General features: G+C 44.8%; 34 protein-coding genes and 1 pseudogene. 7 read left to right on the forward strand and 28 right to left on the reverse strand.

The genetic code is table 11. The annotated features are described in order from the left end of the window. Positions 1-8 precede the first annotated feature (8 nt). The 27 genes and pseudogenes from rpsD to IHE35_RS12720 all read right to left on the reverse strand — a co-directional run bounded on the left by rpsD (position 9) and on the right by IHE35_RS12720 (position 13,165). Positions 9-635, reverse strand: coding sequence for a 30S ribosomal protein S4 (gene rpsD, locus IHE35_RS12590; RefSeq protein ID WP_242787904.1), 627 nt, complete (start codon positions 633-635; stop codon positions 9-11). A gap of 12 nt (positions 636-647) precedes the next feature. Beyond that, positions 648-1,034, reverse strand: a complete 387-nt coding sequence (gene rpsK / locus IHE35_RS12595; RefSeq protein WP_001040166.1) for a 30S ribosomal protein S11 — start codon at positions 1,032-1,034, stop codon at positions 648-650. Between the two features lie 19 nt (positions 1,035-1,053). Continuing rightward, complete coding sequence (gene rpsM, locus IHE35_RS12600) at positions 1,054-1,410, reverse strand: 30S ribosomal protein S13 (RefSeq protein WP_004281492.1); 357 nt, start codon at positions 1,408-1,410, stop codon at positions 1,054-1,056. Between the two features lie 106 nt (positions 1,411-1,516). Continuing rightward, positions 1,517-1,633: a 50S ribosomal protein L36 gene (gene rpmJ / locus IHE35_RS12605; protein WP_000867907.1), complete on the reverse strand. Its 117-nt coding sequence runs from the start codon at positions 1,631-1,633 to the stop codon at positions 1,517-1,519. 20 nt (positions 1,634-1,653) lie between these two features. Continuing rightward, positions 1,654-2,973 (reverse strand): preprotein translocase subunit SecY, encoded by a 1,320-nt coding sequence (secY, locus tag IHE35_RS12610; protein WP_242790014.1) that lies wholly within the window; start codon positions 2,971-2,973, stop codon positions 1,654-1,656. Between the two features lie 45 nt (positions 2,974-3,018). After that, positions 3,019-3,459, reverse strand: coding sequence for a 50S ribosomal protein L15 (gene rplO, locus IHE35_RS12615; protein ID WP_004809786.1), 441 nt, complete (start codon positions 3,457-3,459; stop codon positions 3,019-3,021). Between the two features lie 3 nt (positions 3,460-3,462). Next, positions 3,463-3,639, reverse strand: a complete 177-nt coding sequence (gene rpmD / locus IHE35_RS12620) for a 50S ribosomal protein L30 (protein ID WP_004809788.1) — start codon at positions 3,637-3,639, stop codon at positions 3,463-3,465. Positions 3,640-3,645: 6 nt separating this feature from the next. Further along, a complete protein-coding gene (rpsE, locus tag IHE35_RS12625; RefSeq protein WP_004691304.1) occupies positions 3,646-4,143 on the reverse strand; it encodes a 30S ribosomal protein S5 in 498 nt (165 codons plus the stop codon). A 2-nt stretch (positions 4,144-4,145) separates the two neighbouring features. Beyond that, positions 4,146-4,496 (reverse strand): 50S ribosomal protein L18, encoded by a 351-nt coding sequence (rplR, locus tag IHE35_RS12630; RefSeq protein ID WP_004281497.1) that lies wholly within the window; start codon positions 4,494-4,496, stop codon positions 4,146-4,148. A gap of 14 nt (positions 4,497-4,510) precedes the next feature. After that, on the reverse strand, positions 4,511-5,044 hold the full coding sequence (gene rplF / locus IHE35_RS12635; protein WP_242787905.1) for a 50S ribosomal protein L6: 534 nt from the start codon (positions 5,042-5,044) through the stop codon (positions 4,511-4,513). A gap of 13 nt (positions 5,045-5,057) precedes the next feature. Further along, positions 5,058-5,453: a 30S ribosomal protein S8 gene (rpsH, locus tag IHE35_RS12640; protein ID WP_099338206.1), complete on the reverse strand. Its 396-nt coding sequence runs from the start codon at positions 5,451-5,453 to the stop codon at positions 5,058-5,060. Between the two features lie 12 nt (positions 5,454-5,465). After that, the gene (rpsN, locus tag IHE35_RS12645) at positions 5,466-5,771 is read right to left on the reverse strand and encodes a 30S ribosomal protein S14 (RefSeq protein WP_004732275.1); all 306 of its coding nucleotides are present in this window, start codon (positions 5,769-5,771) and stop codon (positions 5,466-5,468) included. A gap of 9 nt (positions 5,772-5,780) precedes the next feature. Next, positions 5,781-6,317: a 50S ribosomal protein L5 gene (gene rplE / locus IHE35_RS12650; RefSeq protein WP_004809796.1), complete on the reverse strand. Its 537-nt coding sequence runs from the start codon at positions 6,315-6,317 to the stop codon at positions 5,781-5,783. Between the two features lie 16 nt (positions 6,318-6,333). Further along, positions 6,334-6,651, reverse strand: a complete 318-nt coding sequence (rplX, locus tag IHE35_RS12655) for a 50S ribosomal protein L24 (RefSeq protein WP_099338204.1) — start codon at positions 6,649-6,651, stop codon at positions 6,334-6,336. Positions 6,652-6,660: 9 nt separating this feature from the next. Further along, complete coding sequence (rplN, locus tag IHE35_RS12660; RefSeq protein WP_001982634.1) at positions 6,661-7,029, reverse strand: 50S ribosomal protein L14; 369 nt, start codon at positions 7,027-7,029, stop codon at positions 6,661-6,663. Between the two features lie 91 nt (positions 7,030-7,120). Continuing rightward, positions 7,121-7,378: a 30S ribosomal protein S17 gene (gene rpsQ / locus IHE35_RS12665; protein WP_242787906.1), complete on the reverse strand. Its 258-nt coding sequence runs from the start codon at positions 7,376-7,378 to the stop codon at positions 7,121-7,123. Further along, positions 7,375-7,572 (reverse strand): 50S ribosomal protein L29, encoded by a 198-nt coding sequence (rpmC, locus tag IHE35_RS12670; RefSeq protein ID WP_004786915.1) that lies wholly within the window; start codon positions 7,570-7,572, stop codon positions 7,375-7,377. Before rpmC ends, rpsQ begins: the two co-directional genes overlap by 4 nt. Next, the gene (gene rplP / locus IHE35_RS12675; RefSeq protein WP_004809805.1) at positions 7,572-7,985 is read right to left on the reverse strand and encodes a 50S ribosomal protein L16; all 414 of its coding nucleotides are present in this window, start codon (positions 7,983-7,985) and stop codon (positions 7,572-7,574) included. Before rplP ends, rpmC begins: the two co-directional genes overlap by 1 nt. Continuing rightward, positions 7,964-8,741, reverse strand: a pseudogene (gene rpsC, locus IHE35_RS12680) (30S ribosomal protein S3). Before rpsC ends, rplP begins: the two are co-directional and overlap by 22 nt. A 1-nt stretch (position 8,742) precedes the next feature. Then, the gene (gene rplV / locus IHE35_RS12685) at positions 8,743-9,072 is read right to left on the reverse strand and encodes a 50S ribosomal protein L22 (RefSeq protein ID WP_001982638.1); all 330 of its coding nucleotides are present in this window, start codon (positions 9,070-9,072) and stop codon (positions 8,743-8,745) included. Positions 9,073-9,083: 11 nt separating this feature from the next. Continuing rightward, positions 9,084-9,359, reverse strand: a complete 276-nt coding sequence (gene rpsS, locus IHE35_RS12690) for a 30S ribosomal protein S19 (protein WP_004673001.1) — start codon at positions 9,357-9,359, stop codon at positions 9,084-9,086. A 19-nt stretch (positions 9,360-9,378) separates the two neighbouring features. After that, positions 9,379-10,203, reverse strand: a complete 825-nt coding sequence (gene rplB, locus IHE35_RS12695; RefSeq protein ID WP_004809807.1) for a 50S ribosomal protein L2 — start codon at positions 10,201-10,203, stop codon at positions 9,379-9,381. Between the two features lie 11 nt (positions 10,204-10,214). Further along, a complete protein-coding gene (gene rplW, locus IHE35_RS12700; RefSeq protein WP_004809809.1) occupies positions 10,215-10,535 on the reverse strand; it encodes a 50S ribosomal protein L23 in 321 nt (106 codons plus the stop codon). Then, complete coding sequence (gene rplD / locus IHE35_RS12705; protein ID WP_004786925.1) at positions 10,532-11,134, reverse strand: 50S ribosomal protein L4; 603 nt, start codon at positions 11,132-11,134, stop codon at positions 10,532-10,534. Before rplD ends, rplW begins: the two co-directional genes overlap by 4 nt. Before the next feature lie 11 nt (positions 11,135-11,145). Then, on the reverse strand, positions 11,146-11,784 hold the full coding sequence (gene rplC, locus IHE35_RS12710; protein ID WP_004809812.1) for a 50S ribosomal protein L3: 639 nt from the start codon (positions 11,782-11,784) through the stop codon (positions 11,146-11,148). A gap of 60 nt (positions 11,785-11,844) precedes the next feature. Beyond that, positions 11,845-12,156 carry a 30S ribosomal protein S10 gene (gene rpsJ / locus IHE35_RS12715; RefSeq protein ID WP_000070912.1) on the reverse strand — a complete coding sequence of 104 codons (312 nt, stop codon included), beginning with the start codon at positions 12,154-12,156 and terminating at the stop codon, positions 11,845-11,847. A gap of 274 nt (positions 12,157-12,430) precedes the next feature. Further along, positions 12,431-13,165 (reverse strand): type 1 glutamine amidotransferase, encoded by a 735-nt coding sequence (locus IHE35_RS12720; protein WP_242787907.1) that lies wholly within the window; start codon positions 13,163-13,165, stop codon positions 12,431-12,433. Between the two features lie 161 nt (positions 13,166-13,326). On the opposite strand from IHE35_RS12720, the gene IHE35_RS12725 reads away from it, so the two are divergent. The 7 genes from IHE35_RS12725 (at position 13,327) to IHE35_RS12755 (ending at position 20,611) form a co-directional block, all read left to right on the forward strand. Beyond that, positions 13,327-14,529: a PLP-dependent transferase gene (locus IHE35_RS12725; RefSeq protein ID WP_242787908.1), complete on the forward strand. Its 1,203-nt coding sequence runs from the start codon at positions 13,327-13,329 to the stop codon at positions 14,527-14,529. An 18-nt stretch (positions 14,530-14,547) separates the two neighbouring features. Continuing rightward, positions 14,548-16,131, forward strand: coding sequence for a helicase HerA-like domain-containing protein (locus IHE35_RS12730; protein ID WP_242787909.1), 1,584 nt, complete (start codon positions 14,548-14,550; stop codon positions 16,129-16,131). A gap of 152 nt (positions 16,132-16,283) precedes the next feature. Next, complete coding sequence (gene hmpA, locus IHE35_RS12735; protein WP_242787910.1) at positions 16,284-17,492, forward strand: NO-inducible flavohemoprotein; 1,209 nt, start codon at positions 16,284-16,286, stop codon at positions 17,490-17,492. A gap of 85 nt (positions 17,493-17,577) precedes the next feature. Further along, complete coding sequence (locus tag IHE35_RS12740; protein ID WP_242787911.1) at positions 17,578-18,021, forward strand: Rrf2 family transcriptional regulator; 444 nt, start codon at positions 17,578-17,580, stop codon at positions 18,019-18,021. A gap of 98 nt (positions 18,022-18,119) precedes the next feature. Continuing rightward, complete coding sequence (yihA, locus tag IHE35_RS12745) at positions 18,120-19,043, forward strand: ribosome biogenesis GTP-binding protein YihA/YsxC (protein WP_242787912.1); 924 nt, start codon at positions 18,120-18,122, stop codon at positions 19,041-19,043. 102 nt (positions 19,044-19,145) lie between these two features. Next, complete coding sequence (locus tag IHE35_RS12750; RefSeq protein WP_242787913.1) at positions 19,146-20,090, forward strand: metal-dependent hydrolase; 945 nt, start codon at positions 19,146-19,148, stop codon at positions 20,088-20,090. Positions 20,091-20,191: 101 nt separating this feature from the next. After that, positions 20,192-20,611 (forward strand): VOC family protein, encoded by a 420-nt coding sequence (locus IHE35_RS12755; RefSeq protein WP_242787914.1) that lies wholly within the window; start codon positions 20,192-20,194, stop codon positions 20,609-20,611. On the opposite strand, the gene IHE35_RS12760 is transcribed toward IHE35_RS12755, so the two are convergent. Then, positions 20,608-21,843 (reverse strand): dicarboxylate/amino acid:cation symporter, encoded by a 1,236-nt coding sequence (locus IHE35_RS12760; RefSeq protein ID WP_242787915.1) that lies wholly within the window; start codon positions 21,841-21,843, stop codon positions 20,608-20,610. The two genes, IHE35_RS12755 and IHE35_RS12760, sit on opposite strands and share 4 nt — an antisense overlap. Positions 21,844-21,866: the final 23 nt, after the last annotated feature.

The raw sequence follows: 21,866 nt of genomic DNA on the forward strand, positions 1-21,866 counted from the left end.
CTCAAGGATTATTTAGAATACAATTCTACAATCAAGCTTTCGTTGATTTCAGCAGGTAAATCAGAACGATCCGGTGCAGCTTTGAACGTACCTTCAAGTTTAGAATGATCTACTTCCATCCAAGAAGGAATGCCACGTTGAGCAGCTAATTCAATTGCGTTTTTGATACGTAATTGTTGTTTAGCGCCTTCGTGAACTGCAATCACGTCACCAGCTTTAACTTGGATAGACGCGATGTTAACGCGACGGCCATTTAAAGTGATAGAACGGTGAGATACTAACTGACGAGCTTCAGCACGTGTAGAACCAAAACCCATGCGATAAACAACGTTATCAAGACGGCTTTCAAGTAACTTTAACAAGTTCTCGCCAGTTGCGCCTTTAACACGAGCTGCTTCTTTATAGTAGTTACTAAATTGACGCTCTAAAACACCGTACATGCGACGTACTTTTTGTTTTTCACGTAATTGTAGTGAGTACTCAGATTGTTTGCTGCCACGCGCACCACCATGTTGGCCAGGCACTTTAGCATGTTTTTTAGTCTTAACGTCAAATGGTTTAACGCCAGATTTTAATTGCAGGTCTGTCCCTTCGCGGCGAGAGAGTTTGCATTTTGGACCAATATAACGAGCCATGAATGTTTCTCCTTACACGCGACGTTTTTTAGGTGGACGGCAACCGTTGTGAGGAATTGGAGTCACATCGGTAATGCTATTAATTTTATAACCCACTGCACCTAAAGCACGAACCGCAGATTCACGACCTGGACCAGGACCTTTAACAAGGACGTCCAAGTTTTTCAAACCGTAATCTAAAGCTGCTTTACCAGCAACTTCAGCAGCTACCTGAGCAGCGAACGGAGTTGATTTACGTGATCCACGGAAGCCTTGTCCACCTGAAGTGGCCCAAGCCAGTGCATTACCTTGACGATCGGTAATAGTCACAATGGTGTTATTAAAAGAAGCGTGAATGTGTGCAACACCTTCAGAGACGGTACGAGTGACCTTCTTGCGTGTGCGAGTATCTTTAGCCATCTTTTAGCTTCCAGAAATCTTATTTCTTAATTGGTTTGCGCGGACCTTTACGGGTACGTGCGTTAGTTTTGGTGCGTTGACCGCGGACAGGCAAGCTGCGACGATGACGAAGACCGCGGTAGCAGCCTAAATCCATTAAACGTTTGATGTTCATGGAAATTTCGCGACGTAAATCACCTTCGGTTGGAACCTTAGCAACTTCTGCACGAATCGCATCAAGCTGAGCGTCATCTAATTCACGAATCTTAGTTGTTGGAGCAATACCTGCAGCAGCTAAGATAGCTTTTGAAGTATGGCGACCAATACCAAAGATATACGTTAGAGAGATAACAGCATGCTTGTTATCCGGAATGTTTACACCGGCAATACGAGCCATTCAATTTTCTCCAAAAAGGCAGTTAAGATAATAACCGCCCCACAAAAATCTTGAGGGGCGGATAATAACCCAATTCGCCTACTGAAATCAACAGGTCTTGATCAGATTAACCTTGACGCTGCTTATGACGAGGTTCTGCGCTACAAATTACGCGGATAACCCCATTACGACGGATAACTTTACAGCTACCACAAATTTTCTTTACAGAAGCTTGTACTTTCATGATGAAACCTCTAAGTGCGCTTATCCCTTAGGATGAGCAGTCGTTTTTCTCATTAACGTTTGATTATCATATTGGTGCGAAGTGAGATGTGCTTGCAGCTGAGCCATAAAGTCCATCACTACAACCACAACAATGAGCAAAGAAGTACCACCTAAAGTGAATGGGATACCAAATGAACTTTGCAATACCATCGGCATCAAACAGATGACCGTGATATACATCGCGCCAATAAATGTCAAACGACCGAGAATATGATCTAAGTAACGAGCAGTTTGCTCACCTGGACGAATACCAGGCACGTAAGCTCCGCTGCGTTTCAAGTTCTCTGATACTTCTTTAGGACTAAATACTAGTGCTGTATAGAAATAACAGAAAAAGATAATTAACGCACCAAAGAGCACCAAATACAACGGCTGACCAGGCGACAACACCAATGCCAAATCTTGTAGACTACGCTTGATAATTCCTGCATCAGGATCTGCACTGCCTACCCACTGACCCAAGCTCGCAGGGAACAAAAGCAATGAACTGGCAAAAATTGCAGGAATCACACCTGCCATATTAATTTTTAATGGCAAATGTGTCTGCTGTGCAGTAAATACGCGACGACCCTGCTGCTTCTGAGCATAGTTCACCGGAATACGACGTTGCGCCTTCTCGATAAACACAATAGCTGCAAGCACGGCGATGGATAACAATGCAAATATTGCCAGACCCATTAAGCTGGACTGACCATTATCGACAGAAGTCAGAGACTGCATTACTAAAGTAGGCAGACCTGCAACAATACCTGCGAAGATGATCATGGAAATACCATTCCCCACCCCACGCTCGGTAATCTGTTCACCCAACCACATCAGGAACATGGTCCCCGCAACCAGTGAGGTTACCGCAGGAACATAAAAAGCCAGACCAGAGGTCAGGGTAATTCCCTGGCTGATCAAGCCCGCGCACATACCGACCGCTTGCACAAATGCAAGGAACAGTGTGCCCTGTCGTGTGTATTGATTTATTTTACGTTTGCCTTGCTCGCCTTCTTTTTTCAAAGCTTCGAGCTGTGGAACGACTGTTGACATCAGCTGCACGATAATCGATGCAGAGATGTATGGCATGATCCCAAGAGCAAGGATAGACATTCGCTCCAATGCACCACCAGAGAACATGTTAAACAAACCAAGGATCGTACCTTGGTTTGCATTAAACAGATTCTCCAGCGCGGCATTGTTAATGCCCGGTACTGGAATATGTGCTCCCAGTCGAAACACCAACAACGCACCAATGAGAAACATCATTCGACGAATAATTTCACGGTATTTCACATGAAATGGTTGGCCTTTCATCATGTTGACATGACCTGAAGAACTAGGAGACATAGACACTGGAGATTACTCCTCGACTTTACCGCCAGCCGCTTCAACAGCAGCTTTAGCGCCTTTAGTCAACACAACACCTTGAACAGTGAATGCGCGAGTAATTTCACCAGAAAGTACGATACGTGCACGAGTCATATCTTTACGTACAACGTTCGCAGCTTTTAAAGTTTCTAGAGACACGATGTCGCCTTCAACTTTAGCAAGCTCAGATAAACGTACTTCAGCAGTTTTCAAAGCCTGTTGGCTAGTGAAACCGAATTTAGGTAAACGACGATATAACGCTGTTTGACCGCCTTCGAAGCCTGGACGTGTACCACCGCTCTTACGTGAGTTTTGACCTTTGACACCACGGCCACCAGTCTTACCAACGCCAGAACCGATACCACGGCCTAGACGAAGGTTGTCACGCTTAGCACCTTCTGCAGGTGCAATTGTATTTAAACGCAGAGTCATGGCTTATTCCTCTACACTAACCATATAGTAGACTTGGTTGATCATACCACGGTTAGAAGGTGTGTCTAACACCTCTACAGTATGACCAATACGACGCAGACCTAAACCCTTAAGGCTAAGCTTGTGATTTTTCAAGCGGTGCGATGCAGATTTAGTCTGGGTAACTTTAATCGTTTTCATGATTGATTACCCTTGAATTTGTTCAACAGTAAGACCACGTTTCGCAGCGACTTTCTCAGGAGAAGTCATGTCACGCAGACCATTGAAAGTCGCGTTTACTACGTTAGCAGCATTTGTTGAACCATAACATTTAGTCAATACGTTACGTACGCCCACAGCTTCTAAAACTGCACGCATTGCGCCACCAGCAATTACACCAGTACCTTCAGAAGCAGGCTGCATGTAAACGCGGCTTGCGCCGTGACGAGCATTGATCGGGTGCTGTACAGTACCGTTAACCAAGTCAACAGTAATCATGTTGCGACGAGCAGCTTCAAGCGCTTTAGAGATAGCAGCTGGAACTTCACGTGCTTTACCACGACCAAAACCTACGCGACCATTACCATCACCCACAACAGTTAATGCTGTGAAAGAGAAGATACGACCACCCTTAACAACTTTGGCTACACGATCAACGGCAACCAGCTTTTCAACAAGACCTTCGTTTTGTTCAACTTTAGCCATGATTAGAACTCCAAGCCGTTTTCACGAGCAGCATCAGCCAAGGCTTTGATACGACCATGATATTTGAAACCAGAACGGTCAAACGCAACTTTAGTTACACCAGCTGCTTTAGCGCGTTCTGCGATTAAAGCACCTACTTTTTGAGCTGCTTCAACATTACCAGTTGTACCAGCACGTAGAGTAGCGTCTAGAGTAGAAGCTTGCGCTAATACTTTGCCACCATCTGCTGAGATAACTTGAGCATAGATGTGACGCGGAGTGCGGTTTACACACAAACGAGTCGCACCCAATGCACGGATGTGCAAGCGTGTGCTTTTCGCACGACGCAAACGGGATTGTTTCTTTTCGTTCATAAGAACCTCGCGCCTTATTTCTTCTTAGCTTCTTTACGAAGTACAACTTCGTCAGAATAACGAACACCTTTACCTTTATACGGCTCTGGTGGACGGTAACCACGGATTTCTGCAGCAACTTGGCCTAATTTCGCTTTGTCAGCAGATTTAAGCACGATTTCAGTCGCTGTAGGAGTTTCTGCAGTTACACCTTCAGGAAGGTTGTAGTCGATCGGGTGAGAGAAACCAAGGTTAAGGTTAACAACGTTACCTTTAACCGCAGCTTTATAACCAACACCGATAAGTTGTAACTTACGTTCGAAACCTTCGCTAACACCTTTAACAAGGTTGTTAAGCACAGCGCGAGCAGTACCAGCTTGCATCCAAGCGTCTTTAGATTCAGCTTTAGGAGCAATAACTAGAGTACCGTCTTCCTGTTTTAGCTCGACCAGCGCATGCAGGTTGAAAGACAATGTACCTTTAGTGCCTTTCACTTCGACCTGCCGGCCGTTCTGAGTAACTGTTACACCGTTAGGTACAGTTACTGGGGCTTTAGCCACACGAGACATGAGGAATCACCTATTAAGAAACAAAAGCAATAACTTCACCACCAACGCCTGCAGCACGTGCTGCGCGATCAGTCATGATGCCTTTGCTTGTAGAAACAATTGCAATACCTAAACCTTGCTTAACGCTTGGAAGTGCATCTTTACCGCGATACTGACGTAGACCTGGACGGCTTACGCGTTTCACAGTTTCGATAACTGGTTTGCCTTCAAAATATTTTAACGTAATAGTTAAAGTTGCTTTGCCTTCAACATCAGCAACTTCTACGTTTGAAATGTAACCTTCTTGTTGAAGAACGTTTGCAATAGCAACCTTCAACTTAGAATTAGGCATAGAAACAGTTTGTTTCTTCGCCATTTGCGCGTTACGAACACGTGTTAGCATGTCGGCAACGGTATCTTGCATACTCATTTATAGTGCTCCTTACCAGCTTGCCTTAACAACGCCAGGTACATCACCTTGCATTACTGTTTCACGTAATTTGTTACGGCTTAGACCGAACTTACGGAAGTAACCATGAGGACGACCAGTTAAACCACAACGGTTACGTAGACGTACTGGAGATGCATTACGTGGTAATGCTTGTAATTTCATCATCGCTTCGAAACGTTCTTCGTCTGATGCATTTACGTTAGCAATAACAGCTTTTAATTCAGCACGTTTTGCAGCGTATTTAGCAACAGTAGCTTCGCGTTTCAATTCGCGATTAATCATACCTTTCTTAGCCATTTCGACCTCTTATTTGAACGGGAAGCCGAATGCACGCATAAGCGCACGGCCTTCGTCATCGGTGCGAGCAGTCGTAGTGATGGTAATGTCCATACCACGAATACGGTCAATCTTGTCAAAATCGATCTCAGGGAACATGATCTGTTCTTTAAGACCCATTGAGTAGTTACCACGACCATCAAATGATTTCGCTGAGAAACCACGGAAGTCACGGATACGAGGAATCGCAATAGAGATCAAACGGTCTAAGAATTCGTACATACGTTCGCCGCGTAAAGTAACTTTACAACCAATCGGCCAACCATCACGGATTTTGAAACCAGCGATAGATTTACGAGCTAACGTAAGTACTGGTTTTTGACCAGCGATAGCTTGCATATCAGAAAGAGCACCATCAAGGAGTTTCTTGTCAGCAGCAGCTGCACCAACACCCATGTTGATAGTGATTTTAGTGATGCGAGGGATCTCCATCACATTCTTAACACCCAATTGTTCTTGTAATTGAGCTTTAAGTTCGTCGTTGTAACGTGCTTTAAGTCTGGCCATTGCCTTTTTCAACCTATTACTTCGCTACCGCCACTGATTCACCATTTGATTTGTAAACGCGAGTTTTCACGCCGTCAATCACTTGGTAACCAACACGGTCAGCCTTTTGGGTTGTAGCATTAAAAAGTGCCACGTTTGAGATGTGAAGAGAAGCTTCTTGAGTTACGATGCCGCCTTCAGCGCCAGTAGCTCGGTTAGGCTTCTGATGTTTCTTAACTAGGTTAAGACCTTCTACCTTCACTTGGTCATTTGAAACAGACAGAACAGTACCCTGTTTGCCTTTTTCTTTACCTGCGATCACGATTACTTGATCGCCTTTTTTAATCTTAGCCATGATTGCCTCTTATAGAACTTCAGGAGCCAATGAAATAATTTTCATGAACTGTTCAGTACGAAGTTCACGAGTCACTGGTCCGAAAATACGAGTTGCAATCGGCGCTTTGTTGTTGTTCAAAATAACAGCAGCGTTATCGTCGAAACGAATCACTGAACCATCTGGACGACGGATGCCGAATTTAGTACGAACTACAACTGCATTCATCACGTCACCTTTTTTAACACGTGCGCGTGGAATTGCTTCTTTTACAGTAACTTTAATAATGTCGCCAACAGAAGCATAACGACGATGTGAACCACCAAGTACTTTAATACATTGTACGCGGCGAGCACCACTGTTGTCTGCTACGTCGAGCATAGTTTCGGTCTGAATCATTGCCCTACTCCAAAACCGAGCATCACCGGTCGCAAATTCGAAAGGCTCAAAGAGTACTCGAATTTGTCCGATGATGCAACAAGAACGTTAATTACTCAGCTGCTGCTTCAATAACTTCAACTAAAGTCCATGACTTAGTTTTAGACATTGGGCGGCATTCTTTGATGGTTACAAGATCGCCAGTTTTAGCGGTATTGTTCTCATCGTGAGCATGTAATTTTGTTGAACGGCGGATTGATTTGCCATACAACGGGTGTTGAACACGACGTTCAATAAGCACAACAATAGACTTGTCCATTTTGTCGCTTACTACTTTGCCTGTTAACGTGCGGACTGTTTGTTCACTCATTGTCCGTTCCCCTGTTTTTCGGTAAGGAGGGTCTTGATACGAGCAATCGTCTTACGAGTTAATTGCACTTCGTGCGATTTACCCAATTGACCAGTTGCTTTCGCCATACGAAGACGGAATTGGTTAAGCTGTTGCTCATCAAGCAAAGCTGTCAACTCTTCTACCGACTTTTCACGTAGATCTTTAGTTTTCATTACATTACCGTCCGAGTCACGATAGTGGTTTTAAACGGAAGTTTAGCAGCTGCAAGCGTAAATGCTTCGCGAGCTAACTCTTCGTTAACACCATCAATTTCGTACAAGACTTTACCTGGTTTGATTTGGCAAACCCAGTATTCCACAGAACCTTTACCTTTACCCATACGAACTTCAAGAGGTTTAGAAGTAATAGGCTTGTCTGGGAAGACACGGATAAAGATCTTACCACCACGTTTAATACGACGGCTGATAGTACGACGCGCTGCTTCAATTTGACGCGCAGTCATTTGACCACGTTCAATTGATTTAAGAGCGATTGTACCGAAAGATACTGAACTACCGCGGTGTGCAAGACCAGTGTTACGGCCTTTTTGCACCTTACGGAATTTCATACGTTTAGGTTGCAACATGGATTATTCTCCTTTTTCAGCAGAACGATCATTGCGACGACCACGACGCTCTTGACCTTCACCACGACCGCGACCGCGTTTAGCTGGACGTTCTTCAGCTGGAGCTGGGTTCATGACTTGCTTCATGCCGCCCAAGATCTCACCACGGAAGATCCAAACTTTAACACCAATCGTACCGTAAGTAGTTTCAGCACGCATAGTAGCATAGTCGATGTCTGCACGAAGTGTATGTAGAGGCACACGACCTTCACGATACCACTCAGTACGAGCGATCTCAGCACCACCTAAACGGCCTGAAACTTCAACTTTGATACCTTTAGCGCCAGCACGCATTGTGTTTTGAACCGCACGCTTCATAGCACGACGGAACATTACACGTTTTTCTAATTGAGAAGCGATAGCTTCAGCAACTAGACGCGCGTCTAAGTCTGGACGATCGATTTCGTTGATGCTTACTTGCGCAGGAACACCCATGATAGATGTTAATTCGCGTTGTAGTTTCTCAATGTCTTCGCCTTTTTTACCGATAACGATACCAGGACGAGCAGTGCTAATAGTTACTTTAGCAGCGCCTGTAGGACGTTCGATAAGAATATTGCTGATCATTGCATTCTTAAGTTTTTTAGTTAAAAACTCACGAACTTGCAAATCTTTAAGCAAGTATTCAGCGTATTGTTTCGGACTCGCATACCAGTTAGCGTTATGACGTTTCACAACACCTAGGCGGATACCGATTGGATGAACCTTCTGACCCATATCAAACCCCTACCTTAACGGTAATGTGACAAGTACGCTTAGTAATACGATCTGCACGGCCTTTAGCACGTGGCATAATACGTTTCAGGCTCATGCCTTCATCAACGTAGATCGTAGAAACTTTAAGGTCGTCTACATCTAAACTGTTATTGTGTTCAGCGTTTGCAATTGCAGACTCTAACGCTTTCTTAACTAGGACTGCAGCTTTTTTGTTGCTGAAGTTCAAAATGTTAAGTGCGTGCGCAACAGATTTGCCGCGGATAAGATCTGCAACCAAACGAGCTTTTTGTGCCGAGATAGCGGCACCGCGTAATTTAGCAGTTACTTCCATCATAGCACCTATTAACGTTTAGATTTCTTGTCAACACCGTGACCACGGTAGGTACGAGTTGGTGCAAATTCACCAAGCTTGTGTCCAACCATATGTTCAGAGATGATCACTGGAACATGGTTACGGCCATTGTGTACAGAAATTGTTAAACCAACAAAATCCGGGAGGATCATCGAACGACGCGACCAAGTTTTGATCGGCTTACGGTTATTAGCCGCGATAGCCGCTTCAACCTTAGCGAACAAGTGCGCATCGACGAATGGGCCTTTTTTCAGAGAACGAGGCATTGTCAGATTCCTTTACTTGTTACTTAACGCGACGGTCGCGAATAATCATCTTAGTCGTACGCTTATTGGTACGTGTCTTGTACCCTTTAGCTTTTTGACCCCATGGGCTTACAGGTTGAATACCTTTGCTACGACCTTCACCACCACCGTGCGGGTGATCTACCGGGTTCATCGCCATACCACGAACGGTAGGACGAACGCCACGCCAGCGCGCTGCACCAGCTTTACCCAATGAACGAAGGTTGCTTTCTGAGTTAGATACTTCACCTAACACAGCGCGACATTCAACGTGTACTTTACGCATCTCACCTGAACGAAGACGGATGATAGCGTATGAACCGTCACGACCCAACAATTGAGCAGAAGTACCAGCAGAACGTACTAACTGTGCGCCTTTACCGATTTTAAGCTCGATGTTGTGAAGAGTAGAACCGATAGGCATGTTACGAAGTGGTAAGCAGTTACCTGGACGAATTGGAGCATCGTTACCAGATTGTACTGAATCACCAGCGCGTAAACCTTTAGGCGCGATGATGTAGCGACGTTCACCGTCAGCATACTTCAACAACGCAATGTGCGCAGAACGGTTTGGATCGTATTCGATACGCTCAACTACAGCTGGGATGCCGTCTTTGTTACGTTTGAAGTCTACGATACGGTAGTGTTGCTTGTGACCGCCACCAACGTGACGAGTCGTAATGTGACCGTTATTATTACGGCCGCCAGTACGTTTTTTAGCTTCAACTAGTGGAGCATAAGGCGCGCCTTTGTGAAGGTGATCATGAACCACTTTCTCTACAAAGCGACGTCCTGGAGACGTTGGCTTACATTTTTGAATAGGCATAATTTTCGTCCTTATTCCGCTGCGCTTTCAGCGGCATCGCCCAAGTCAGCCATTTCTACATCTTGGCCAGCTTTCAGGGTGACGTATGCTTTTTTAACATCAGAACGACGTCCGATAGTTTTACCAAAGCGTTTAGTTTTACCTTTAGTGATCGTAGTGTTAACTTTAACAACTTGAACACCAAACAATTGCTCAACTGCTTTTTTGATTTCAAGTTTAGTTGCATCAGTAGCAACTTTAAAAACTTGAACACCAGCAGTTTCGCCTAAAACTTGTGCTTTTTCTGAGAAAACAGGTCCTTGCAGGACTTGATATAAACGTTCGTTGTTCATCCGAGTTCTACCTCAATTTTCTTAGCAGCAGCTACAGACATAACAACTTTATCGAACGCGATCAAGCTAACAGGATCGATTGCAGTCGCATCAACCACATCTACGTGTGGAAGGTTACGAGCAGCTAGATACAAGTTCTCATCAACAGCATCAGTAACGATCAATGCACGAGTAGCATTCAAGTCGTTAAGTTTTGCAAGCAATTCTTTAGTTTTTGGAGCTGCAACAGCAAACTCTTCAACTAGAACTAAGCGATCTTGACGAACAAGTTCAGCTAGGATGCATTGCATAGCACCGCGGTACATTTTACGGTTTACTTTTTGAGACCAGTCTTGTGGACGAGCAGCAAAAGTTTTACCACCGCCAACCCAGATTGGGCTACGAATAGAACCAGCACGAGCGCGGCCAGTACCTTTTTGACGGAATGGTTTTTTACCACCGCCAGAAACGTCTGCACGTGATTTTTGAGCTTTAGAACCTTGACGACCACCAGCTAAGTAAGCTGTAACAACTTGGTGCACAAGAGCTTCATTAAATTCACGACCGAACGCAACTTCTGACAATTCAACAGCAGAGCCGGAAACAGTATTTAAATTCACGTTATTTCCCCTCAGGCCTTGATCGTAGGACGAACAGTTACGTCGCCACCAGTAGCACCAGGAACCGCGCCTTTAACAACTAGAACTGAACGTTCAGTGTCGATAGCAACGATTTCAAGACCCTGTGTAGTTACGCGTTCAGCACCTAAATGGCCAGCCATTTTTTTGCCTTTGAACACGCGACCAGGAGTCTGGTTTTGACCTGTAGAACCTAGAACACGGTGAGAAACAGAGTTACCGTGAGTAGCATCTTGAGTACGGAAGTTCCAACGCTTAACACCACCTTGGAAACCTTTACCTTTAGAAGTACCAGTTACGTCAACAATTTGACCTACTTGGAACAACTCAACAGTAAGCGTACCACCAACTTCACGACCTTCAAGCTCAGCTTCTGAAACGCGGAATTCTTGAACCAGACGACCAGCAGCAACACCCGCTTTAGCGAAGTGACCTTTCTGAGCGTTAGTTACGCGAGATTCGCGACGTTCACCAGTAGTGATTTGAATCGCTTGATAACCATCAGTTTCAAGCGTTTTGATTTGAGTGATGCGGTTAGGATCAACCTCAATCACTGTAACAGGCACAGAAACACCAGCATCTGTAAAGATACGTGTCATACCGCACTTGCGACCGACTAAACCAATAGCCATGTGCATAAACCTCTAAAAAAGCGGCCTAATTAACTTAGAGCGTTAATTAACCCGAAAGCCTTAACCCAATGCGATCTGAACATCAACACCAGCTGCAAGATCTAACTTCATCAATGCATCTACAGTTTTGTCTGTAGGTTGAACGATGTCGATCAAACGCTTGTAAGTACGGATTTCGTACTGGTCACGCGCGTCTTTGTTTACGTGTGGTGATGTTAAAACGTTAAAACGTTCAATGCGTGTAGGCATTGGAATTGGACCACAAACTTGTGCGCCAGTACGTTTTGCTGTTTCTACGATTTCTTGAGCTGATTGATCAATTAGACGGTGATCAAAAGACTTAAGACGGATACGAATTCTCTGGTTAGACATACCAGTAAACTCCAAGCCAAATATATAAAGAATCACTCTTGACGCATCTCACCCCACTAATTTTTGAGGTAAGTGTCAAGAGCAGTGAATTATCACTAAGGTCGTGATCGATGCCACGACTGTAACGATAGTTAACTACTTTCTTCGCAGTTAACATCCTTCCTATCGAAGGGTGGCCTATTATAGCCATTGTTTATTGCATAAGCAAATCTCTTTTATAGTTTTCGTCTGCAAATCAATTTGGTTGCTAAATCAAGAGTTTGTTTTTCACCCGTTAGGCAGATTTTTCTACCACGTATTCAATTGCGCGGTTTAGTATTTGATTTCCTTCAATAAAATTGGTTTTTGGACTTTTCCTAAGCTCTTGCACAGGCTGTACGTATTTTCCTGAAAATTTTAATAGATCGTCTTCATCTTCTAAAAAGAGCGAGAGGGTTTCCGGGGTGATCTCAGGATGGAACTGGAAACCGAGTACATTCTTACCGAGCTGATACATCTGGTTGCGACAGGCTTCATTTTCTGCCAGACGCACTGCCCCTTTCGGGATTTCAAAGGTCTCATTATGCCACTGCATAATCCGGAACTGTTCAGGCAAACTAAAACAGTCTGCTGGCACATTTGCCACTTTACTGACAGACATCCAACCCAATTCTTGTTCCGGGTTATAACTGACTGCTGCCCCCAAGGCATTGGCAATCAATTGCCCACCTAAACATAAACCAATAGCTGGCTTCCCTTGAGACAGGTAACGACGTAACCAGCGTTTTTCGATTTTTAACCATGGATAATTGGCCTCATCATTCACACTCATAGGGCCACCCATAATAATGAGCAAATCCACTTCTTCTACCGCAGGCAATGCCTCTATATCCAAAGCGCGATCCACGGGTAAAGCAAAGAATTCAGTCGCTGTAATTTGCGCCTGATGCTGCTTTAAAAATTCATGACAACTACCGTAACCCTCACCAGCAATATGCTGAAAATAATGTACTCGTAAATGCGATTTCATGCGCTCAAACCTATTCTTGTATGTATATAAGCTAGGTTTTGCAAAAATGAAGCCAACTTTTTATTTTATGTAGGGTTTTATACAATTGATAAGCTAAGTAGCGCTAAAGCAAAGATTCTCTTAAGCTAAAGCTGTTTTTGACTCCAGATATGAGCTGCAGCATGAAAAAAAATCCTCAAACCGCCCTGATTCATGCACCACGAAAGGCCCCTCAGTATATTTCAACAGTTCAACCTCCCCTCTATCGTGCATCAACAATTATTTTTAACAACACCGATGCCCTGTTTAATCGCCATTGGACCGATGACTATGACTATAGTTATGGTACCCATGGCACCCCAACCACATTTACCTTAGGTGACAACATTGCCCAGCTCGAAGGTGGACGCTATCACCTGCTGGCACCTAGCGGTTTATCGGCGATTAATCTCGTGAATTCCTGCTTTTTAAGTCAGGGAGATGAAGTCTGGGTAGCAGATAATATCTATGGCCCAAATATGGAGCATCTACGTAACCTGGAAACACGTTATGGCATTCAGGTGCAAGTTTATAATCCGCTCTGCCTGGAAAGCTTTAATCCATCCGAGAAAGCCAAACTGATCTGGCTAGAAGCGGCAGGTTCGGTCACACTGGAATTCCCGGATTTAAATGGCTTGGTTAAAAAGGCACAAGCACACAATATTCTGACTGCACTGGACAATACTTGGGGCGCGGGTCTGGCCTTTAATGCCTTTGATTTTGGTGATGAACACCTGAGCGTGGATTTATCCGTACATGCACTGACCAAATATCCAAGTGGTGGTGGTGACATCTTGATGGGGTCAGTGGTAACCCGTGATAAAGCCCTGCATCACAAACTGTTCCGTGCACACGCCATTCAGGGCATTGCGGTATCAGGTGATGACGTCGCTCAAGTACAACGCAGCCTTTCTTCCATGCAACTGCGTTATGCACATCAATCCAGTAGTGCGCTCAACATCATGTCCTGGTTAAAACAGCAGGCGGAGTTTGTGCAAGTACTACACCCAGCTGACCCGCATAGCGCAGGTCATCAATACTGGAAAGAAATTTGCAAGGAAGGACATAGTGCCGGGCTGGTCAGTGTAATTTTTGATAGTAAATATGAACTGCAAGATATCCGTAATTTCTGTGACAGTTTAAAACTGTTTAAGCTTGGGTTTAGCTGGGGTGGTCCTGTCAGCCTGGTCATGTTATATAACTTAAAAGAAATGCGTGTTCTTAAACATTCACATTTGAAGGATGGTTTCCTGGTTCGTTTCTGTATTGGACTGGAACACCCTGAAGATCTGATTGAAGATATTCAACATGCACTACAACACATGAAAAAAGTTAAAAATGAATAAATAACAATAGGAAAATTTATGGGTACACCAATCGTTATTGCTAAAAAAACTGCCGATACCACACAAGATATCGTGCTGCATTCTCAGCTCGCCAACCGGCATGGTCTGATTGCGGGCGCAACCGGTACCGGCAAAACCGTAACACTCAAGGTACTGGCAGAAAGCTTTTCCCGAATTGGTGTACCTGTATTCCTTGCCGATGCTAAAGGTGATGTTTCCAGCCTGGCAAAAGCCGGTGAAAGTAATCCTAAATTTAATGAACGAATTAAAAGCTTAAGTATAGACAGCATTCCCTTTGCCGCATCACCTGTGGTGTTTTGGGATTTATTTGGTGATCAGGGTCATCCGATTCGCACCACCATTTCCGAGATTGGCCCCCTTCTTCTCGCGCGAATCCTCAATCTGAACGATACTCAGGAAGGTGTGCTATCTGCGGTATTTAGAATTGCCGATGATCAAGGGCTATTGCTGATCGACTTCAAAGATTTAAAGGCCATGATCAGTTATGTGACTGAGCATGCGGCTGACTTCAAGGCTGAATATGGCAACCTCTCGCCTGCCAGTCTAGGCGCGATTCAACGTAATCTGCTGGCTCTGGCTGATCAAGGCGGTGACAAGTTTTTTGGTGAACCAGCACTCGATTTGATGGATTTCCTGCAAACCGACAGTCAAGGTCATGGCAATATCAACTTGCTCGCTGCTGACAAGCTAATGAACACACCCAAGCTCTATGCCACTTTCTTGCTATGGATGCTTTCAGAGCTGTTTGATCAATTACCAGAAGTCGGTGATCTGGATAAACCTAAACTGGTGTTCTTCTTTGATGAAGCCCATTTGCTGTTTGATAATGCCAGCCCTACCCTGCAAGAAAAGATTGAACAGGTGGTGCGTCTGATTCGCTCTAAAGGGGTGGGTATTTATTTTGTCACCCAGAATCCACTCGATTTACCAGAAAGTGTTTTAGGCCAACTCGGCAACCGAGTACAGCATGCCTTACGTGCCTTTACACCTAAAGATCAAAAGGCAGTAAAAACTGCCGCAGATACTTTCCGCGCTAATCCAGAATTCAAAGTTCAGGAGGCCATTACCGAACTGGCTGTCGGTGAAGCACTGATTAGCTGTCTGGATGAAAAAGGCATACCGCAAATTGTAGAGCGTGGCTGGATCATGCCCCCGTATTCCTCTTTTAGCCCGATTAGCCCGGAAGAACGTCAAGCTTTGATGCAGCAAAGTATCGTGGCTGGAATTTATGAGCAGCAAGTCGACCGGGAAAGTGCCCATGAAATGCTGCAAAATAAAGTTGCTGAACGTCAACAACAGGCTCAAGCTGCTGAGCTTGCAAAACAGCAAGCGAAAGAACAAGAGGCTTATGCCAAACAAGTGGCAAAAGAACAGGAAGCACTTGCCAAACAACAAGCCCGTGAACAGGAACGTCTGGCACGCGAACAACAGAAGGAAGCGGAACGTGCTGCCAAGCAACGTGAAAAGCTGACTCAGGATATTGTCGGCACTTTTGCCAAAAGTGCTGCCCGTAGCTTGGGCGGCAGTACCGGACAGAAAATTGTCCGTGGTTTATTGGGCTCAATATTCGGCAAAAGATAGCCCTCCTTCCTCCGATTATTTTCATCATTTTTATGGGATATTTTAATATCCCATAATTTATTTATGGTTTTTATTAAAAGATGCATTGTAAATACATCTTTAAAGATGTATTTTAAATACATCTTATAAATAACAGCCATGAGAGATCTGCTATGACTCCACAGCAAATTGACCTAGTAAAAGCTACAGTACCTGTCCTGCGTGAAAATGGTGTTGCCTTAACTGGTTATTTTTACAATCGTATGTTAGGCAATAACCCTGATCTAAAAGAAACTTTCAACATGGGTCACCAGCGTAGTGGTGCTCAGGCGCAAGCCTTAGCAGGTGCGGTTCTAGCATATGCTGAAAATATTGAAGATCCTTCTGTGCTGTTACCTGTGGTTGAACTCATTGCGCATAAACATGTCAGCTTAAATATTAAAGCACCGGATTACGGTATTGTTGGGGAAAACCTGCTTCATTCGATCAGTGAAGTGCTCAATATTTCTATGGATGATCCACTGATTGGTGCCTGGGCTGCTGCATATGGTCAATTAGCAGACCTGTTCATTGCGACTGAAAAAACGATTTATGATCAACATGAACAGACCAAAGGAAGCTGGTTAGGCTGGCGCAATTTCAAGATTGCTAAAAAAGTGGTAGAAAGCGCAGAGATCACTTCGTTCTACCTGGCGCCCGTCGACGGCGGTGCATTACCGAAGTATGAAGCGGGTCAGTACATCTCTGTACGTGTGTTTGTGCCTGAATTGAATTTGAGACAGCCTCGCCAATATACGCTTTCAACTTGCCCTCAAGATGAATACCTGCGTATTTCAGTAAAACGTGAAGATCAAAAAGGCGATCTGGTTCCAGGCTGGGTATCTAATACTTTACATAGCCTGGCAGAAGGCTCAGAAATTGAAGTATCTGCCCCAACAGGTAACTTCTATCTGATTGATCCAAACAAACGTAACGTGTTCATCAGTGGTGGTGTCGGCTTAACCCCAATGGTAGCCATGCTAAATCAGTTGGTAACGCTGGATATGCCACAGCCGGTGACTTTCATTCATGCCTGCCGTAGTAAACAGGTTCATGCCATGAAACAGCATATTCATGACTTGAAAGCCAAATACCCACGTTTAAGCACGTTTACTGCTTACGAATTTCCGCACCAAGCTGACAAACTCGGTGAAGACTATGATGTGGCAGGTCGTCTGGATCTAAGTACAGTTGATCGTGCTTTACTACCAGAAAATGCTGATTACTATCTATGTGGCCCAATGCCATTTATGGCAGAACAACACAAAGCGCTGGTTGCACGAGGCATTCCTGCTGAGAATATTCACAGTGAAGCCTTCGGTACTGGTGGTGTTCGCCACTAAGCAGTCAGCTTAAACTGAAATCAAGCAAGGGCTAGTCTGGCTGTGTTAGACTAGCCCTGCTTTGTATGAAAACTCTAGTTTTATAATGCAGTTAAATAAATTTACCGATTATGCCTTACGGATTCTGATGTACATCGCACAGCCGAAAGAAGTGCCGTATACCATTGCGGAACTGGCGAATGAGCTGCAGGTGTCAGAGAATCATGCCATGAAAATTGTACATTTTATGGCAAAGCAGGACTGGCTCATCACTACCCGCGGGCGAGGTGGCGGCATTCGCATGAATCCACTCACCTTAAAACTTCCCCTCGGTCAAATTGTACGCATTCTGCAACAAGACAACCAAGTGGTAGAATGTAATACTCCACCCTGCGTACTACGCAGCAATTGTGGCCTGAAAGATATTTTAGATGATGCCGTAGAGCAGTTTTATGGCAGCTTAAATCAATACCCCTTAAGCGAAGTAGTGAAACCACTAAAGAGTCATTTCAGCACACAATCTCCAATCAGCCTGATTAATCTGACCTAAATCCCAGCCTATTGCCTGCCAAACAATTCTAAAGTTCGCTTGCCTGAGCGACTTCCTTTATAATAGCCCTTTGTAGATTATGTAATTGAAGTTGAGCTATGCACCACAGCCGAGGAAAATCGAAAAACAGTAAGGCATCTGCTGCACCTAAGCAAAAGATTAGCTATGCCAAGAAAATGGATCCCGCCATTACTGAATATTCGGTGAAAGCCCTGAATTGGCTGCGCAAAGCTGAATTTTTAATGAGTGCTCCGAAACTTAATCTTTGTGTTGAAGATACGGGGTATGAAGTGGCATTCGCCGGTCGTTCCAATGCGGGTAAATCCAGTGCCATCAATGCACTGACCAATCAGAAACAATTGGCACGTGCATCAAAAAGACCGGGCCGTACCCAGATGATTAACTTCTTTAGCCTCGGCAATCCGGACCAGCGTCTGGTCGACTTACCGGGTTATGGCTATGCAGCTGTACCAGAAGCGATGAAAATCGTCTGGCAGAAAGAACTGGAAAATTACCTGATTCACCGTAAGAGTTTGCAAGGTCTGGTACTGTTGATGGATATCCGTCATCCACTGCAACATTTCGATGTGATGATGCTGGAATGGGCTTATTCGCGCCATCTGTTTGTACATGTACTGCTGACCAAATCAGACAAGCTGAATCGTGGTCCTGCTTCTAAAGCACTACAGGAAGTTAAAGCAACATTAAATAAAATGAAGCTAAACTTCTCGATTCAACTATTCTCCTCTTTAAATAAAGAAGGTTTGGAAGAATTGGCAAGTGTTATGGCGGGTCGTCTCAACTTTACCCTGGATCAGTCAGGTGAATTTGATCTGGATGCCATTCCGGAAGCTTCAATCCATGATTTAAACGAAGCTGATGAACCGATTGAATCTGTTGAGCTAGAAGATGAAATTGATTTCGACCCAGCTCATGCAGTCACTACCAGTGAATTAAATGACCTGGATGCACCGGTTGAAGCTGATCAAACAGAAATTGTCGAACAAGAACAACCAAAATAAGTCCGATGTGATCCAAGTGACAAAATAATGTCCCGTATTGCCTGCAGCGATTCGGGATATTTTTTTCATACTGTATTAATCAAGCAGTGATGGATACAGCTCATGTCTTTACTCTCGCGATTCAAAACAACAAAAATTGGCTCTTCAATTTCCTATTTCATCAAACCACGCAAAGTAAAGTTTGAGTGGCAGGATACCCCGATTGACTGGATTCCAAATCAGCCTTTTGCCAGTTACTTTGTCAATGAAATTAATAATATTCTGCCAGCTGGTGAATTGTGGTTCTGCCGCCTGTATAACAAGGTTCTCTCTCAGATCACTGACGAAAAGTTAAAGCATGATGTGCAGGCCTTTATCCGCCAGGAAGCCATGCATGCTCAGGCGCATAACTCGGCCAATAAAGAGTATTTATCCGAACGTAATATCGATATTCAGCACAATTTGGACATTATGAATTTCCTTTTCAATCAATTGCTGGCTGATCAGCCGCTTGGTCTAAAAATTCCTAAAATCGCAGAACATCAATGGGATCTGTTCCGGCTTGGTATCGTCGCGACTGTAGAGCATATGACCTGTGTGCTTGGAAAATATGCGCTCTATAACACCGAATGGGAACGGCTTGGCGCTGATGCAAATATGCTAGATCTGGTGAAATGGCATGGCGCAGAAGAAATCGAGCATCGCAGTGTGGCATTTGACTTATATCGTCATCTCGGTGGCGGTTATATTGCCCGCTACTATCTCAGCGTGGTGGTGATTATTGGGGTAATCGGTCTCTGGGTTGACGGTGCAGCACGCTTGTTGGCACAAGACCCTCGCTTTAAGCAGCTTAAACCTGCGGTCTATAAACCCTGGATCTGGAAAGAATGGTTGCGTATTTCACAGCAGGACAATCGTTTGTTACCAAATCCGCTATGGCTGGTTTCCCAGCAGCTCGGCTATCTGATGCCATGGTATGACCCGGTGCATGAAGGCAGCACTCATGATGCTCTGCATTATCTCGAGCATTCCCCTGCAGCCAAACGGGCAGGCTTAAAAGTCGCCTAAGCGCTCTCCTCTTATTACAATTTCTAACAGCAGGGATCATTTCCCTGCTTTTTATTTGACCTAAGATATAAAGATCTGACAATCAGCATAAGGATCAGCAGATGCAAGCACGGATTTCAGTGATTACGCTCGGTGTTCACGACCTCGAGGCTGCACTACGCTTTTATCGTGATGGGCTAGGCTTTCCCAGTAAGGGCATTGTCGGCAAAGAATTTGAATACGGCGCAGTCGCATTCATTGAACTACAAACCGGCTTAAAACTGGCGTTATGGCCGCAAAGCAGCATCCAGCATGATACCGGACTTGAACTGAGCCCAATGTGTCCAACCCAAATGACCTTGGGACATAATGTTTATAGCCCATTAGATGTCGATCAGGTCATGACCCAGGCTGAAAAAGCGGGAGCCAAGATTGTGAAACCTGCACAGGCCACATTTTATGGCGGCTATGCAGGCTATTTTCAGGATCCGGATGGCCATCTGTGGGAAGTGGTCTTTAATCCTGATCTGGAGATGGACTAATCCAGCTGCGGTTCACGCGTATGTCGATCGACCACCACACTAATCATCATATCGCCCTGCACATTCACCACTGTTCTTACCGTATCGAGCAGTCGGTCAATCGGTAATAAAATCGCGATCGCTTCTGCCGGCAAGCCAACCGATTGCAGCACCATGATCATGGTTACCATCCCGGCACTTGGAATACCCGGTGCACCTAAAGATGCAATCATCGCTGTAGCACATACCACCAATTGTTGCCCCAAAGTTAGATCAAGCCCCATCAGGTTGGCAATAAACAGAGCCGCAGCAGCTTCATACAGGGCCGTACCATCCATGTTCAGCTGGGTCCCAAGCGGAATGACAAAGCCTGCCGTATGCGGACGCACCCCCAGATTTTCCTGAGCACACTTCATGGATAAGGGCATGGTGGCAGAACTGGAACTGGTGGCGAAAGCGGTAATCAGTGCTGCGCGTGTGCCTTTGAAAAAGGTAATCGGGTCCATTTTCCCGAAAATCCACAACAATAATGGCAGCACTACGAGACCGTGAAAAATGGTGGTTCCCGTGACGACAGCCGCAAACTCTGCCAGACGGCTCAGCACCGAAATATCTTCAGTGGCGATCAGTTTGGCCAGTAGCGCAAAAATCCCGAATGGTGCCAGTTTCATGACCCAGCCAATCATCAGCATCATGATGTCAAAAAACTGCATACTAAGTTTGCGCACCGTCCGGAATTTATCTCCCCCTGCAACCAGTGCCACACCAACAAAGAGTGCAAAGACTACAACTGCCAGCACATTCCCATCAGCAAAGGCCTTAAACGGGTTGATCAAGGTATTCTGAATAAAGTTGGTAAAGAATGAAGACGGCGTTAAGGTATCCGGAGTTTGATGCTGAGCCATGGCATCCTGGAACATCAATACATCGACACCCTTGCCCACATCAAACAGATGGGCACAGGCCAACCCCAAGATTAAAGCCAGGGTGGTCGTGGTAACACAACATGCCAAGGTAATTTTCCAGGTTCGACTCAGCTGACCACCAGCCTGCAGATTCGATACGCCAACCACAATCGAGCTAAAGATCAGCGGAATCAACAGCATCTTCAGCAGACCAATGAAGATGCTGCTCATGATGCCTAAGCCATACAGGCTGACCTCTTCAAACGTAGTTTGCGGAAAAAGATTTAATAAAAAACCAAACAGGACACCCAATACCGCGGCAACTAGAATCTGCGTATTTAAGCTCATCTTCATGGACATTTTAATATTGA

The organism is Acinetobacter sp. ASP199 (assembly GCF_022700675.1).
GTDB lineage: Bacteria > Pseudomonadota > Gammaproteobacteria > Pseudomonadales > Moraxellaceae > Acinetobacter.